Below are 13,396 nucleotides of genomic sequence, written 5' to 3'. Positions count from 1 at the left end.
CGACCGCACCCCGCCACCAGCCCTGCCCCGAGCCGTACCCACAGCCGCTCCCGAAGCGGAGGAAGGACGACGTCATGAGCGTCGACGCAGGCGCCGAGGTGACCGCGGCCCCGTCCACCGGCACCGCCCGCCGGGGCATCGGGGCGGTCCCGGCGCCGGTGCTGATGCTGGCCGGGATGGTCAGCACTCAGCTCGGGGCCGCCTTCGCCAAGCAGTTGTTCACCACCGTGGGACCCGCCGCGATGACCGTGCTACGGCTCGGCTTCGCCGCAGTGGTGCTGCTGCTGCTCTGGCGGCCGTCACCGCGCCTGGACCGGCGCACGGCGGGGGCGGTCGCCGTCCTCGGCATCGCCATCGCCGGCATGAACCTGTGCTTCTACCTGGCCATGGCCCAGATGCCCGTCGGCGTCGCGCTGACCGTCGGGATGGCAGGCCCGCTCACCGTCGCGGCCCTGTCCTCACGCCGGGCCCGCGACCGGCTGTGGGCGGTGCTCGCCGGGTGCGGCATCGCCCTCCTCGGCTGGCAGGGCGGCGCCGCCGGACTCACCGGGCTGCTCATCGCCCTGGCCTGCGCGGTGTTCTGGGGCGCGTACGTGCCCCTGTCGGCCAGGGTCGGCGCACTGCTGCCCGGCGGGAGCGGACTCGCACTCGCGATGGCCTTCGGCACACTGTGCGCCCTGCCGGCCGGACTGTCCGAAGGCGGCTCCGCGCTGACCGATCCGGCGGTCCTCGCCTTCGGCTTCGGCGTCGCGATGCTGTCGTCGCTGGTGCCGTACACCTGCGAGATGGAGACGCTGCGCCGGGTTTCCGCGCTCATCTTCGGGGTCCTGCTCAGCCTGGAACCGGCGATCGGCGCCCTGGCCGCCCTGCTCGTCCTGCACGAGACCATCTCGCCGCTGCAGACGCTGGGCCTCACGGCCGTCGTCGCCGCGTCGATCGGCGTCATCCGCGGCACGCGCGGCGCCCCCGCCGAGCGGGACACCACTTCACGAGACACACCGGACTCACGAGAGCAAGGACTCCGCCAATGATCGACACGGGCAGGAACGCGGCGCTGGCCGGCCGGCCGGAAGGCCTCGAACAGCTGAGGACGCTGGTGGACTCCGCGCTCGGCACGCTCCACGACGCCTTGCTGAAGCGGGGCGGGCCGGTCGCGGCCGGCGGCCCCCGGGCGGCGGCCGCCGCGATGGACCGGTTCCTCGACGGGGGAGCGTTCCTCGCCGAGAGCCCCAGCCCCCGCCGGGTGACCGAGCTGTTCGAGGCATACGCCGCCGGAGCGGCCGACCTCACGCACCCGGCCGCCGTGTCCCGCATGCAGTGCGCGCCCACGGCCGCCTCCGTCGCTGCCGAGCTGCTCGCCGCCGCCCTCAACCAGTCCCTGCACTCCTGGGAGAGCGGCCCCTTCGCCCTGCAGCTGGAGCGGCGGCTGATCGCGGAGATGGCGTCATGGGCCGGCTTCGGCGCCGGGGCGTCGGGCACCTTCACTCCGGGAGGCAGCATCTCCAACCTGATGGGCCTGCTGGTCGCCAGGGAACACGCCCTGCAAGAGAGCGGCGAGGTGTCCCGCTCGGGCCTGACGGGCCTGCGGGCCGCGCCGAGGATCCTGTGCTCGACGGCCGCCCACTTCTCCGTGGCCCGCGCGGCCGGCTTCCTCGGACTCGGCCGGGACACCGTGGTATCCGTGCCGGTGGACGACCTCGGCCGGATGCGCGCGGCCGAAGCCCGCCGTGTCCTCGACCGGTTCGCCCCCGACGAACTCCCGCTGGCCCTGGTCGCGACGGCCGGCACGACGGACCGCGGCTCCTTCGACCCGTTGCCCGAGCTGGCCGACCTGGCCGCCGAGCGGAACACGTGGCTGCACGTCGACGCGGCGTACGGCATCGGGGCACTGTTCTCCCCCTCGCTCGCACCCCTCCTCGCCGGGCTGGACCACGCCGACTCCATCGCCTTCGACCTGCACAAGTTCGGCTGGACACCGGCCTCGTCCAGTGTGCTCCTGGTCCGCGACGAACAGCACCTGCGGTGCCTGGACCAGCAGGCCGTGTACCTCAACCCGGCGGACGACGAGGCGGCCGGATTCACCGCACTGCTGGGCACCTCGATGCAGACCACGCGACGCTCGGACGCCTTCAAGATCGCCGCGTCCCTGCTGACACTGGGCCGGGAGGGCATGGGCGCCTGGGTGGACCGGTGCCACGGCCTGGCCCGCTACGCGGCGGCCCGCATCACGGCTGGCACGGACCTGGACCTGCTCGCCGAGCCGCTGCTCAGCACGGTGATCTTCCGCTGCCGGCCGCCCGCGCGGGGCGTGGCCGACGAGAGCGCCTGGAACGCCGCGGTCCGGCGCACGCTCATGGCGCGGGGACACGCGCTCGTGGCCCGCACCAAGGCGGCCGGCCCCGACGGCGAGCCCCGGGTCCACCTCAAGCTCGTCCTCCTCAACCCGACGACGACCGAGGCGGAGATCGACGAACTGCTGGCGGACATCGCCGCCGTCGCCCGGGAACTGGCCGAGGCCGGCCCCGGCGAGGGCGGCGACGGAAGCACATACGGCGACTGACCGGCAGGCGGCGCGACTTCAACCCCGGAGGACCACGTGGACATCCGCCAGCTCACGACCTTTCAGAAGGCTGCCACCCTGCTCAGTTTCAGCCGGGCGGCAGCGGAGCTCAACTACGCCCAGTCCAGCGTCACCGGCCAGATCAGGAGCCTGGAGAACGCACTCGGCGCCGAGTTGTTCGAGCGGCTCTCGGGCCGCAGCGTTCGGCTCACCCAGGCCGGGGAACGGTTCCTGCCGTACGCCGAGCAGTTGCTCTCCCTGGCCGACGAGGCCCGCAGTGCGACCAGGGGCGGCAGCGAGCCGGCCGGCCGGGTCCTCGTCGGAACCATGGAGAGCATCGCGACCTACCACATGCCGCCGATGCTGGAGTTCTTCCATCACCGCCACCCGGGACTGCAAGTGGTGCTGCGGCCAGGTTCCGGCGAGGAGACCGTCCAGGCACTCGGCCGGGGCGCCCTCGATCTCGGGCTGGTGATGGATGTGAAGACCCGGCACGCCGGCATGGAGAGCGTCGTGCTGCGCACCGAGCCCCTGGCCGCCGTCGTCCGCCCGGACCACCTGCTGGCCGCACGCCGGCTGGTGACCACCGACCAGTTGCGGGAGGCGCCCCTCCTGGTGCCTGAGGCGGGGCCCGGCTGCCGCAGACTGCTGGAACGGGAGCTGTGGGGCGGCCGGGAGCCCGTGCCGCTGCTGGAGTCCGGCACCGTGGAGTCCGCGAAGCGCTGGGCGGCAGCCGGGCTCGGGATCGCCCTGCTGCCCGCCGTGGCCGTGGCGGACGACATCGACACCGGCGTCCTCGCCCCGCTCGCCTGGCGGCCGCCCTTCGAGGTCAGCACCCAGCTCCTGTGGCGCCGCGGCACACGACTGACCAGGGAAATGCGAGTCTTCGTGGACAAGGTCAGTGAATTCCTGACCGAAGAAGCCGAACGAATAGCCGCCTGAATTCCCGGCCGCCCCCCCCGGCCCGGAAACGCGACCCATCGGAATATCCGAACCCTGCGATTCACGAAGCCGATCGAGAATTCATTGACCGGGCACCTCGGGACTGGTGAAATCAATACATCAGCACGGGGGCCGAAAGAAAAAGAAAAACGGATCCCGTGAAATCGATCGTCGTGAAGAAGGAGCCCGCCATGAACGCCACCACCGCCTCCGCCCAGCAGATGCTCGCCGCCCTCTACGCGAACGGCACCGAGTTCGACGCCGACTTCAGCAAGGTCGACGACGCGACGCTGGCGAAGCTCCGCGAGGCCTCCGCCTCCGGTGACGAGGCGCTGCAGAGCCTGCTCACCACCCTCGCCTTCAACAAGTTCGAGGGTGCCGACCAGGCCACCCGACTCTCCGCCTCGCTGGCCGGCATCAAGCAGGCCGCCGTCGCGGAGATCTTCGAGGAACTGCCGACCACGTCCATCGACGAGCTGCGCGCCGCCGCCGAGGCCGCCGGCTACGAGGTCGAGATCCTCGGCTGAGCGAAGGACGGGCAGGGGGCGGGCACACGGCCGCCCGCCCCCGCCTCCCAGGTCGCACATCCAGGAAAGGAAGGACTGTTATGAACGAGTCGTTCGCCATCGAGGGGCTGGGCTGGCGCGAGAACTGGCGGATCGAGAACGGGAACGATTCCTACGTCGTCCCCTTTCCCACCCTGCGGCCCGCGACCCTCGTTTTCCACGGCGAAACAGAATTCAGCTACGGACACTACGGAATTCACCTCGGCCAGGCCGATTGGCTGACCTTCATGGGCCCCAGCACCCGCACCATCACCGGCCACTTCATCGACTGCCGCGAGGGCTCCCCCACCGCGGGCGTCCGCGAGAGGCACACCTGGTCCCCGACCTCCGCCCGAGCTCTGTACATCCCGCCCGGCGTAGCACACACCTTCGACGGCCTGGAGTTCGTGAACTCGATCAACTCCTACGAACTGTTCCTTCCGGACCCGAAGGAATGGGTCCACGGCTCCCTCGACTGGCAGCCCGACGCCGACATCATCAACCTGCCGCTCGACGTGCCCGACGAGGACCTCCCGCTGTACAAGCCCAACACCCACCTCGCCGACGAACTCTGGTACGACATGGTCGCGGCGCAACAGCGGGCGATGATCCCGAAGGTCGCCTACGAATACCCGGTCACCCGCGACGTCCGCCTCGCCGACGGCACCGTCCGCCGGGTCGAGCTGCGCCGGCCCCTCCCGAAGGACGGCAGAAAGAACTGGGAATCCTTCGACGGCGTGTTCGGCGTCGGCTGGGTGCGGCACCCAGTGATCCGCAGCGGCGCCGAGTCCGGATTCTCCGCCCTCCTCGACCGCCACCCGCTGTACTTCATCGACCACGGTGAGGACCGCTACACGCACGACGCGTACGGCATCCACCTCGGCCAGGAAGACCGGCTGACCTTCGTCGGCCCCCGTGACCAGGAGGTCACCCTCCACCTGATCGACACCCGCGTCGACTCGCCCACCTACGGAGCCGACGTCTCGTTCACCCTCTTCCCGGACCCGGAGCGCTACCTGCTCATCCCGCCCGGTGTGGGCCACGCCTTCGAACACCTGGAGAACGTCTACACGATCAACCGGCCCCGCACACTGCTCCCCGAGGACGGCGGCGAGTACCTGCCGGGCAACGACGTCATCGACTGGCCCGTCGACCAGCGCCCGATGCCCTCCCTGCGGGCCAACGCGGTGCCCGCGAGCCGGGAGTACTACGAGGAGCGGGTCGCCGACCAGAAGAAGCTCCGCGCGATACCGCCCACGCACTCCACCCCCTCCGTGATGATGATCACCGGCGAGAACGGCCAGCAGATACGGATCGCACTCAGGAAGAAGGTCCCGGCAGCCTCCTGACCCCGTAGAGGGCGGCAACACTCCCGCCCCTCCGCCACAGCCCCTCCGCATCCCCGGCCGTGCGTGCGGCCACCGTAACCCCGGTGGCCGCACGCACGGCGTCCGCCGTACCCACGCCCCCGAGAACCCGCAGAGTTGGGAATCCCGATGAAGTCCCTGACCAAGCCCTTGGTGCCACTGCGGCACCGTGACTACCGCCTGCTGTTCGTCTCCTACCTCATCAGCATGGTGGGCGACGGCGTCTGGCTGGTCGCCCTGCCCTGGGTAGCCATCGAGCTGGACGCCGACAACTCGGGGCTGGCCATGGTGGTCGGTGCCGAGTCGGTGGGCCTGATCAGCTGCGTACTGATCGGCGGAGCCCTGGCCGACCTCTATCCCCGCAAACAGGTCATCGGCTGGTCCCACGCAGTGGGCTTCACGGTGCTGGCGGCACTCGCCTTCGTCCACCTGAGCGGACATCTGGAGGTCTGGCACCTGGTCGGCGGCGCCTTCGTGCTGGGCGCCGCCGCCGCCGTCAGCGGGCCGGCGGCCGATGCCTTCACCCCCGACCTCGTCCCCGAGGACGACCTGCACGCGGCGAACGCGCTGGAGTCGATCGTGCGGTCACTCGCCGTCCGGATGGTCGGCCCGGGTATCGGAGGCCTGCTCATCGCGCTGGTCGGCTCGCTCGCCGTCATCACCCTCAACGCGCTCAGCTTCGCCGTCGCCGCCCTGTGCGTCGCCGCCATCTCCTTCCGCCCCGCCTGCTCGGCCGATGCCGGCAAGGAGACCACGGGAAACAGCGAGCAGGAGAACACCGGGGAGCCCGTCCGGTACCGGGAGGCCCTGCGGTATCTCTTCGGAGAACGCTGGCTGTGGGTGCTCATCGCCTGGTCCGGCGTGGTCCTGCTGCTCCAGTCGGGCCCCCGGCAGGTCCTGTTGCCGTTCCTGATCCACGACGACCTCGGCGGCGACGCCCGCGGCTACGGACTGCTCGTCGCCGTCACCGGTGTCGCCGCCGTGGTGAGTTCGTTCGCCCTGGCCGCCCGCAAGCCGCCCGCCGACTACGCCCGCCGCATGCTCCTCGCCTGGACGATCGGCGCGGCCCCGCTCGCCCTGATGGTCTTCTCCCCGTCCCTGTGGCTGCTGCTCCCCCTGGGCGCGGTGTACGGCTTCTTCTCCACGGCCGGCAACGTCTACTGGTCGACGCTGGTGCAGACATCCGTTCCCAACGCGGTCCGCGGCCGGGTCATCAGCATCGACTGGCTCGGCTCGCTGGCCCTGGTCCCGCTGTCCGCGACTCTCGCGGGCGTCGGTTCCAGCCGGGAGTTCATGGTCTGGGTCTTCGTCCTCGGCGGCACGCTGCCCGTCCTGCTGACCCTGATCACCCTGCGGTGGGTGGACCTGCGCGGGCTCGGAACTCAGCAGACCCCCGACACCGCCCCCCAGGCGCCGATGGAACAGACGCAACCGGCGACGCCGGACACCCCCCGGGAGGTCCACGGCACTCTCTCCGCCGAACCGGCACCGGCCCGGACGGGCCGGTGACGGGAACCGGAACCACCATGAGGCCGTCCCCGCCCCCGTACGCGACAGCGTGCGCGTACGGGGCCCGTTACCACGTACGCCCGGCCAGCCGGCCCCCACAGCGGCCGGCCCGGTACATCCGGCCGGAGAGCGCCCGCTTTCGCTCGGCGTCGTACTGCGGCCGTACAGCTCCTTCGCTGCCGGGCCCGCCAGGCAGGCCGCACTCGACTTCCCTCACGTGCCGCTGCCAGGCCGGCGCCTTCTCGCGTGCCGCGGCGGGGGCGGTCTCGAACAGCCCCCACTGCGGGGCCGCCCGGGGCACGTCGGCCCCGATGACGGCGAAGCCGGGATCGGCGAACAGGTGCCCGGCGAGTACAACCTCACCGCCGCCGTTCGGGCCGAGGAGGCGGACGTCCGGCACTGTCACGTTGTTGGGTGTGTGGTCGTCCGATGGTGTGTCGGGGTGCGGCGGGACCCGGGTGGGCCCAGGGGTCAGTCTGTGGCGGGCAGGCCGATGGTCTCGGTGATGTGATCCCAGATGGTGAAGCGGACGGTCATCTCGAGGCGGTGTTCAGTGGCGGTCATCAGGTGACGGCGGGGCCGGAAGTGGGATGAGATGCCGCTGAACGCGGACAGGAACCTTTCGGCCGCGCCGATCGAGCGGAAGCCCTTCATCGCGCGTTCGCGCTGCCTCGTTGGCTGGTGGGAGTTCTCGGCCCGGTTGTTCAGCCCCTTGTGTGAGCGGTGCTCGACTGAGGGCATGACCTCGCGGTGGGCGGCGCCGTAGTAGCGGAGCTTGTCGGTGACCATCACCCTCGGCACCGCCCGGGTCTTCTTCACCAGGCGCCGCAGGAAGCGCCTGGCCGCGGCCTTGTCCCGCCGGTTCTGGACGAGGATGTCGAGGACGTCGTGCCCTTCATCAAGGCGGCGGCCTTGTCGGCCGACAGGCCGGTGGGTGCTCCGCCGGGCAGGAGATCGCGTAGGACGGCGTGGAGTCGGTTGAGGACGCGGGTGCGCTCGTGGACCAGGTCATCCCGCCGCTCGGTCAGCAGCCGAAGGATCGTGGTCTGGTCTTCCTGGACGACGGGGCGCAGGTCATGGCGCAAGAGGGCGACCTGGGCGACGTGGAGGGCATCCTTGGCATCGGTCTTGCGGTCTCCGCCGGTGGCCAGCAGCCGGGCCCGGGCCGACAAGGTGGAGGGCACGTCGACCACGTACTCGCCCGCGGCGGCCAGCTGCTGGGCGAGCGAGGTGCCGCTAAAACCTCCCGAAGCCCGTCCACGACCGGCCCGCGCCGGCACCGGGGATGCCGGTAACGCGACAGCCACCGCACGTTCGCCACCAGCGCCTGTCCCGGAACCCCGACCCGCTCGAAGCGCCACCCCGCCTGACGGCAGGCCCGGCGCGTCACCTCGAACGCCTCCGCGTCCCTCGCCTCGATCCGCTCATCGGCACGGACATCCACGACCACCGCCGAGCCGTCCGCGCGGCGCACGAAGCAATCCGGAGCATGCCGACGCTCATGCTCGCCGTCGTGCCAGTGCAGCCAGGACGGCTGCGAGGCGATCCCCACCACCCCGGGATCGAAATCCATCAACAGAAGCCGGTCCCGCTCCAGCCACGACTCGAAACCGACATGCCGCCCTGTCGTCGCCGCCCAGTACCAGCCCGAGAAGTGACGCTCACCGCGCAACCAGCGAAACGGCCGAACCGCCGCCACGTCCTCAAACCGCGCCGTCACGCAGTCCAACAGCGGACGCCGCCGACACTCCCGGACAGCATCCACGTACGACAGCTCGACATACGGCTCCGCAAGATCCACCCCCGCCGGTACGGCCACCCAGCACCCCCAGTACGTCCCCTCGTACGACTAGGTTCGCTGGCAAGGAAGCGGAACGGGTTGCGTCCAGGGAAGTGGTGTACGGGTTCGACCTGATCCGGGGGTTTGCTCCGGCATCAGGATGGTGCCCGCATAGATGAGCGGCCACCGGCTGATCTTCGAAGTGTCGAAGCCTCGAAGGAGATCAGCACGATGACCGCACCCGACAGTCTGCCCCTGCACGCCCTCACCGAGGACAACCTCGCCTCGGCGAGTCCCGATCTGCTGCGCGCGATGGTCAAGACGTTCGCCGACGCGCTCATGTCCGCGGAGGCCGACGCCCTCTGCAACGCCGAATACGGGCAGGTCAGTGACGAGAGAGTCAACCACTGCAACGGCTACCGCCCGCGAGAGTGGGACACCCGGGCCGGCACCGTCGAACTGGCCGTCCCCAAGCTCAGGTCCGGGAGTTACTTCCCGCACTGGCTGCCGGAACGACGTCGCCGGGCCGAGCAGGCCCTGATCTCGGTGGTCGCCACCGCCTACCTGCTCGGGGTCTCCACCCGCCGAGTGGAGAAACTCGCCGAGTCCCTGGGCGTCACCCAGCTGTCGAAGTCGCAGGTCAGCACGATGGCCAAGCACCTGGACGAACAGGTCGCCGCCTTCCGCAACCGCCCCCTGGACGCCGGCCCCTACACCTTCGTCTGGGTCGACGCCCTGACCCAGAAGGTCCGCGAGGGCGGCCGCATCATCAACATCCACGCGCTCATCGCGGTCGGCGTGAACGCCGACGGACACCGCGAGATCCTCGGCCTGGACATCGCCACCGCCGAGGACGGCGCCCACCACAGTATGAGACCCGGAGATCAGGGATCGGCAGCGTCGGCGGCGCCCTGAAGGCAGTTCGAGCCGCCCGCGGTCCGCTGCGTCCGTACCCATGCGCGGCGTGGATGCCTGTGGAGCGGGCCAGTTCCCGCCGCACGAGATCGGCCTTCTTGCCAGGGCTCTTCAGGGCACCGGCAGAGAACGCTCCGGCGCCGCCGGAGGAGGCACGGACGGCAAGGGGTTCCGGGAACTCTTCGGCCCTGGCGGGCACGGCCGCATTCCCGCCCGACAATGTGCCGGTCTCCACCCGGCGCCCGTACCGCTCGCCCCACTCGTGCGCGGTCAGCAACGTCAGTCAGGCGATCCGGCATCACCTGCACCACGATTCCGTTCGCTGCCCGGCTGGCAGGACGCCATCCCGGCTCGATCAGACCACGCAAAACTCGTGGCCTTCCGGGTCTGCCGTCACCACCTGCTCCGGCCTGCGCCGCATGGCGCTCTGCAGATCCTCGGTACGGGGCCGCCGCGCTCTCGGCGGACGTGCCTGCGGTGCCGGGCTGACCGGCTGTCAGCCCGGCATGCCCGGCTCGGCGAGACCGCTCTCGTAGGCGATGATCACGAGCTGTGCCCGGTCCCGGGCGTGCAGCTTCGCCAGCAAGCTGCCGACGTGCGTCTTCACGGTCGGCAGGCTGATCACCAGGCGTTCGGAGATCTCGGCGTTCGACAGACCGTTGGCGATCAGGACGAGCACCTCCTGCTCCCGCTTGGTCAGCCCGACGAGCCGCCGCACGGGGCGCGGCGGCTCGCTGTGCCGCGAGAAGTTCGCGATGAGCCGGCGCGTGACGGTGGGGGCGAGCACGCTCTCGCCGGAGGCGATGACGCGGATCCCGGCGACAAGGTCGGTCGGTGAGGCGTCCTTCAGGAGAAAGCCGCTCGCCCCGGCCTGCAGCGCCGGGTACACGTACTCGTCCATGTCGAACATCGTCAGCGCGAGCACCCGCACACGGGACAGCTCCGGATCCGAGCAGATCCGCCGGGTCGCCTCCATGCCGTCCAGGACCGGCATCCGCAGATCCATCAGGACGACGTCGGGGCGCAGGCTGCGGGCGAGTTCGACGGCAGCGGCGCCGTCGCCCGCCTCGCCGACTGCGGTCATCCCGGGCGTCGCGTCGATAAGGACGCGGAAGCTGCCGCGCAGCAGTGCCTGATCGTCCGCGATCAGCACCCGGACCGCCTCGGCCATCGTGCGTTCCTCGCCTGCTGTTCGTCGGAGTGGAGGTTCAGCGATCTTAACAAGTCCGCCGTCCCCGGCCTTCCTGTGATGCCGGCGTCAGCTCCCCGTCCTCGGTGACCGTGGTGCCGTACGGCTGCGACAGTCGCGCGACCTCCGCGAGGATCTCCTTCGACAGCACCGGGTCGGCGAGGCGCGGCCGCCCCCTGCGGTGTACCGGCTCCCCGTGGCCCAGGTCGACCGGGTGCAGCCTGGCGGCGACGAGCGCCCCGTCCTCGAACGTGAGCTGCGGCACCACCGATCGCCAGTAGCGCGGGTGCGGGGCGAACAGCCGGCGGCCGTCGCCGCTCAGCGCGGCGAAGTAGCGGCCGGGGGTGAGCCGTTCACCGGCCGGTACGCCCGCGTAGTCCTCGGCGGGGACGCGGTCGGCGAGCTCGATCTGGCTGACGATGTTGCCGAGGCTGTAGAAGACGGGCCGGCCCCGGTACAGCTCCACACCGCGCAGGGCGTGCGGGCCGTGCCCGACCACGGCGTGGGCACCCTCGTCGATCACGCGGTGCGCGAACTCCCGCAGGAACTCGGCCGGTTCGTCGGCGGTCGGCCCGGGCTCGTGCGCGTGCACACTGACCAGGACCAGGTCCGCACGGGCCCTCGCCTCGGCCACCCAGAGGGCGATCTGCTCCAGGTCGCGCGGGTCGCACGCGGTCGTCAGGCCCGGCTGGTCAGCCACCTGGAACCGCGCCCCGTAGAGCGTGTAGCGGTCCGCCCCCGGTTGCGCCGGGTCGAAGCCGAGCAGGGTGCGCGCCTCGGCGCGCCGCGCCCTCAGCCCGGTGTCCCCGTCGATCTCCCGCAGTACGTCCATCTGCTCCGCGGTGACATGCAGCGTGGCATGGTGCCGCAGCGGGTTGAGGCCCGGACGGCCGGGCAGGTCGGGCGAGGGCTCGGCCGCCTCCTGGCCGGGCAGGAACGTCGAACTGCACGAGATCAGCGCGAGGCTGCCGGCGGGCCGGTCGACGTAGACCGGGCGCCGGGCGGCGGTCAGATCGGCGCCGATGCCCGCGAAGGGGATGGCGCGCGCGGTGAGCCGGTCCACGGTGCCGAGCACGCCCTCGGCGCCCATGTCCAGGGCGTGGTTGTTGGCGCAGCCCAGGACGGAGAAGCCCGCTGCGGTGACCGCGTCGAGCACGCCAGGATCCGCGATCAGCCCACCGCCGCCCGCCGCGTTGTGCACCGGGTGGCCGCGGTCCGCGCCCGGCACCACCTCCAAGTTGGTGAAGGCGAAGTCGGCGCCGGTCAGCAGCCCGCGCAGGTGCTCCGCGGCCGGTTCGGGGGTGATCAGCGCGGACCGGGTGGCCATGCAGTCGCCGGAGAGCGCCACGGTCAGCCGTGTCATCGCCGCGCCTTCGCCACCGCGCGGGCGAGTTTCCCGGCCGCGTCCCCGCCGGTGACGTCCACGCGCTCGCCGTCGACCATGACGGTCGGGGTCAGCGAGACGCCGTCGGCGGCGGCGACGTCGGACACATAGGTCACCCAGGGTTTGTGCGCCGCGCCCCGGACGCAGCTCCCGAAGGAGGCGTCCTCGATCCCGGCCTCCTCGCCGAGCAGGACGAGTTGGCGCTCGCTCAGGCCGGGGCCCCGTTCGGCGGGCTGCTTCTCGAAGAGCACCTTCGTGTACTCCTCGAACCGGCCCGCGTCCGCCGCGCAGGCCGCTGCGGACGCGGCCCGCGTCGAGTAGCCGGCGGGCTTGCTGTAGCCGTCGAGGAAGGCGACCGGGTGGTAGACCAGCCGTACCGCGCCCTTCTCCTTCAGGGCCTCCAGTTCGCCGGACAGGGACCGTTCGGTGTTGCGGCACTCGGGGCACAGGTAGTCGAGGTACAGGTCGACCCGTACCGCGCCCTCGGAGGCCGCGATACCCGTCTTGTCCTGCGTCGCTCCGGCGGGCGCCTTCGCAGGGGCCTCGCCCGGATCCGTGTCGTTGGCACGGACGAGCCCGGCGCCGAGCAGCGCCGCGACGGCGAGGCCGACGGCGGCCACGGCGGACACCAGCACCGCTCGCCGGCGCCGTCGTCGGCCGAGGACCATGTCCCGTACTTCCGCGGGCTCCAGACTCATGCCTTCAACTCCTCTGTGTCGCTCGGTGGGTCTCGTACGTGTCATTCGTCGCGCACGTCCAGGACCCAGCGGTCCAGGGCGTAGTGGGTGCGCGGACGGCGGATCAGCAAGGCAGCGGCCCCCAGAAAGAGCAGATCGCGCGCGATGTCCACGGCGTAGCCACGCTCGGCGCCGCTGCTGAGCGCGGACCCGGAGCCGAAGCAGCCGCAATCGACGGACAGGCCGCGTGCCCACACCGAAGCGATCGCCGCGATGTACACCGCCATGAGCAGCGCCGTGGCCACGGCCGCCGCCCGGGTGGCAAGCCCGGCGATCAGCAGCAGCGCGAGCGCCACCTCAACGAACGGCAGTGCGCCACCAACGAGTTGGGCCGTGTTCCCGGACACGATCTGATACAGCTCCACCGAGCGCCCCGCGTCGGCAAGGTCCTGGATCTTGACCAGCCCCGCGTAGCCGAGGACGGCGGCCAGCAGCAACCGCGCGGCCACACCCGTCCACGTCGTCACC

At 71.3% G+C, this 13,396-nt stretch carries 12 protein-coding genes and 3 pseudogenes; 7 read left to right on the top strand and 8 right to left on the bottom strand.

Features of this window, described 5'->3' with window-relative positions:
* Positions 1–74 precede the first annotated feature (74 nt).
* The 6 genes from CP978_RS34575 to CP978_RS34550 all read left to right on the top strand — a co-directional run bounded on the left by CP978_RS34575 (position 75) and on the right by CP978_RS34550 (position 6,923).
* Entirely contained in the window at positions 75–1,031 is a 957-nt protein-coding gene (locus CP978_RS34575) for an EamA family transporter (RefSeq protein WP_052454488.1), read from the top strand.
* Entirely contained in the window at positions 1,028–2,560 is a 1,533-nt protein-coding gene (locus tag CP978_RS34570) for a pyridoxal phosphate-dependent decarboxylase family protein (protein ID WP_052454487.1), read from the top strand. The genes CP978_RS34575 and CP978_RS34570 overlap by 4 nt, the downstream gene beginning before the upstream one ends.
* 36 nt (positions 2,561–2,596) lie before the next feature.
* Positions 2,597–3,502, top strand: a complete 906-nt coding sequence (locus CP978_RS34565; RefSeq protein ID WP_043447703.1) for a LysR family transcriptional regulator — start codon at positions 2,597–2,599, stop codon at positions 3,500–3,502.
* A 158-nt stretch (positions 3,503–3,660) separates the two neighbouring features.
* Complete coding sequence (locus tag CP978_RS34560; protein WP_144401533.1) at positions 3,661–4,029, top strand: hypothetical protein; 369 nt, start codon at positions 3,661–3,663, stop codon at positions 4,027–4,029.
* An 80-nt stretch (positions 4,030–4,109) separates the two neighbouring features.
* The gene (locus CP978_RS34555) at positions 4,110–5,396 is read left to right on the top strand and encodes a dTDP-4-dehydrorhamnose 3,5-epimerase family protein (protein ID WP_043447697.1); all 1,287 of its coding nucleotides are present in this window, start codon (positions 4,110–4,112) and stop codon (positions 5,394–5,396) included.
* Positions 5,397–5,543: 147 nt separating this feature from the next.
* Positions 5,544–6,923 carry an MFS transporter gene (locus CP978_RS34550; protein ID WP_043447695.1) on the top strand — a complete coding sequence of 460 codons (1,380 nt, stop codon included), beginning with the start codon at positions 5,544–5,546 and terminating at the stop codon, positions 6,921–6,923.
* Positions 6,924–6,990: 67 nt separating this feature from the next.
* Here the strand turns inward: CP978_RS34550 and CP978_RS34545 are convergent, their stop codons facing one another.
* From CP978_RS34545 to CP978_RS34530, 4 genes and pseudogenes are all read right to left on the bottom strand, one after another.
* Complete coding sequence (locus tag CP978_RS34545; RefSeq protein WP_311775063.1) at positions 6,991–7,329, bottom strand: hypothetical protein; 339 nt, start codon at positions 7,327–7,329, stop codon at positions 6,991–6,993.
* Positions 7,330–7,394: 65 nt separating this feature from the next.
* A pseudogene (locus tag CP978_RS34540) lies at positions 7,395–7,814 on the bottom strand (IS6 family transposase); the annotation flags it as partial.
* The gene (locus tag CP978_RS34535) at positions 7,739–8,107 is read right to left on the bottom strand and encodes an IS110 family transposase (RefSeq protein ID WP_242647085.1); all 369 of its coding nucleotides are present in this window, start codon (positions 8,105–8,107) and stop codon (positions 7,739–7,741) included. The pseudogene CP978_RS34540 and the gene CP978_RS34535, both read right to left, overlap by 76 nt.
* 101 nt (positions 8,108–8,208) lie before the next feature.
* Positions 8,209–8,622, bottom strand: a pseudogene (locus tag CP978_RS34530) (TnsA-like heteromeric transposase endonuclease subunit); the annotation flags it as partial.
* A gap of 312 nt (positions 8,623–8,934) precedes the next feature.
* On the opposite strand from CP978_RS34530, the pseudogene CP978_RS34525 reads away from it, so the two are divergent.
* Positions 8,935–9,564, top strand: a pseudogene (locus CP978_RS34525) (IS256 family transposase); the annotation flags it as partial.
* Between the two features lie 550 nt (positions 9,565–10,114).
* Here CP978_RS34525 and CP978_RS34520 read toward each other — a convergent pair.
* Genes CP978_RS34520 through CP978_RS34505 form a run of 4 tightly spaced genes read right to left on the bottom strand, consistent with a single transcriptional unit; the run spans position 10,115 to position 13,395 of the window.
* Positions 10,115–10,789, bottom strand: a complete 675-nt coding sequence (locus CP978_RS34520; protein ID WP_043447688.1) for a response regulator — start codon at positions 10,787–10,789, stop codon at positions 10,115–10,117.
* Positions 10,790–10,835: 46 nt separating this feature from the next.
* Positions 10,836–12,170: a lasso peptide C-terminal Trp epimerase gene (gene mslH / locus CP978_RS34515; RefSeq protein ID WP_052454485.1), complete on the bottom strand. Its 1,335-nt coding sequence runs from the start codon at positions 12,168–12,170 to the stop codon at positions 10,836–10,838.
* A complete protein-coding gene (locus tag CP978_RS34510; RefSeq protein WP_043447685.1) occupies positions 12,167–12,889 on the bottom strand; it encodes a DsbA family protein in 723 nt (240 codons plus the stop codon). The genes mslH and CP978_RS34510 overlap by 4 nt, the downstream gene beginning before the upstream one ends.
* Before the next feature lie 41 nt (positions 12,890–12,930).
* Positions 12,931–13,395, bottom strand: coding sequence for a MauE/DoxX family redox-associated membrane protein (locus CP978_RS34505; protein WP_207312857.1), 465 nt, complete (start codon positions 13,393–13,395; stop codon positions 12,931–12,933).
* Position 13,396: the final 1 nt, after the last annotated feature.

The sequence above is a fragment of the Streptomyces nodosus genome, assembly GCF_008704995.1.
GTDB classification, from domain to species: domain Bacteria; phylum Actinomycetota; class Actinomycetes; order Streptomycetales; family Streptomycetaceae; genus Streptomyces; species Streptomyces nodosus.
The sequence above is the reverse complement of the archived record's forward strand: the minus strand, read 5'-3'. Positions and strand labels throughout refer to the sequence as shown.

What these genes read in the sequence shown, in the direction of transcription:
- CP978_RS34550 (WP_043447695.1), top strand. Translation starts at nt 5,544, where the DNA reads ATGAAGTCCCTGACCAAGCCCTTGGTGCCACTGCGGCACCGTGACTAC.
- CP978_RS34570 (WP_052454487.1), top strand. Translation starts at nt 1,028, where the DNA reads ATGATCGACACGGGCAGGAACGCGGCGCTGGCCGGCCGGCCGGAAGGC.
- CP978_RS34555 (WP_043447697.1), top strand. Translation starts at nt 4,110, where the DNA reads ATGAACGAGTCGTTCGCCATCGAGGGGCTGGGCTGGCGCGAGAACTGG.
- mslH (WP_052454485.1), bottom strand. Translation starts at nt 12,170, where the DNA reads ATGACACGGCTGACCGTGGCGCTCTCCGGCGACTGCATGGCCACCCGG.
- CP978_RS34575 (WP_052454488.1), top strand. Translation starts at nt 75, where the DNA reads ATGAGCGTCGACGCAGGCGCCGAGGTGACCGCGGCCCCGTCCACCGGC.
- CP978_RS34520 (WP_043447688.1), bottom strand. Translation starts at nt 10,789, where the DNA reads ATGGCCGAGGCGGTCCGGGTGCTGATCGCGGACGATCAGGCACTGCTG.
- CP978_RS34510 (WP_043447685.1), bottom strand. Translation starts at nt 12,889, where the DNA reads ATGAGTCTGGAGCCCGCGGAAGTACGGGACATGGTCCTCGGCCGACGA.